Source organism: Azospirillum mesophilum, assembly GCF_053470405.2.
Window position 1 is genome coordinate 1 of the sequence record NZ_JBPXMQ020000119.1, and the last position, 959, is coordinate 959.

1 protein-coding gene is annotated in these 959 nt (G+C 69.1%); it reads right to left on the bottom strand.

The window, feature by feature from the left end; all coding sequences use genetic code 11:
- Positions 1 to 959: ISL3 family transposase (locus tag ACSVC7_RS32695; RefSeq protein ID WP_448208765.1), on the bottom strand; the 959-nt coding region annotated here is incomplete at both ends.

The window sequence follows — 959 nt, forward strand, 5'->3', positions numbered from 1 at the left end:
GCGATCTTGCCGGCGCCGTGGGCCAGCAGCACCTTGGCGCGCAGCACATCCACGCTGTAGCCCCGCCCCAGCCGGTTCAGCACCTTCACCAGACCGTTCAGCGCCTCGACGTAAGCATTGGTTGGGCCGCCCGGCACGTCGAAGTAGGCCCAGATCGGCTCGCTCCAGTTCCCCACCGCCGTGGTCAGGGCGCCGAACCCCGGCCGCAGCTCGGCCGGTAGCCGGCCCGCCCAGGCGCGATACGCCTCCTTGGCGTCGCCGCTGGTCATCGAGGGGATTTCCCAGAGATCGAAGAAGTCCTCCTTCGCCTCGTAGGCCGCCTTCAGCAGTGGGAACTCGTTGGTCCAGGCTTCCAGCACGATCTGCTGGTCCATGCGCAGGTCGCGCCGCCTGGTCAGCAGCACGAAGCGGTCATGCATCAGCCGGCGACGCCGCGCGGCCGGCAGCTCGGCGCGTAGCGCCTTTCGCACTCCCTCCAGGGCCTCGTTCGCCATCTTCTGGACGTGCCACTTGTCGATCACCACCACGGCGCCGGGCAGCAGCGCCCGCACAGCGTCGTAGTAGGGCCGCCACATATCCATGGTGACGATCTCCACCGTCTCCTTGGCCGGGAGCTTCGTCAGCCACGTCGCCACCGTCTTCTGCGAACGGTCGGCGGTGATGTCGAGCGCGGTGCGGGCCTCCACGTTGGCGAACACGCCGCGGGCCTTGCCGATCAGGTGCACCTCGTCGATGCCCAGCCAGCGGGGCGTGGCGAATTCCAGGCGGCCGATCTCCCGCTCGGACCAGTCGGACCAGACGAGACGGACGGTCTTCTCATCGACGCCGACGCCGGCTGCGACCTCGGTGAAGGTGAGGCGCAGCGCCGTGCGGCCGATGTATTCCACCAGCCGCTTGGTCATCCGGCGGTCCGGGTCGAACGCCTCGTGCTGGTCGTAGCTGGTCCGGCCGCAGCCCCG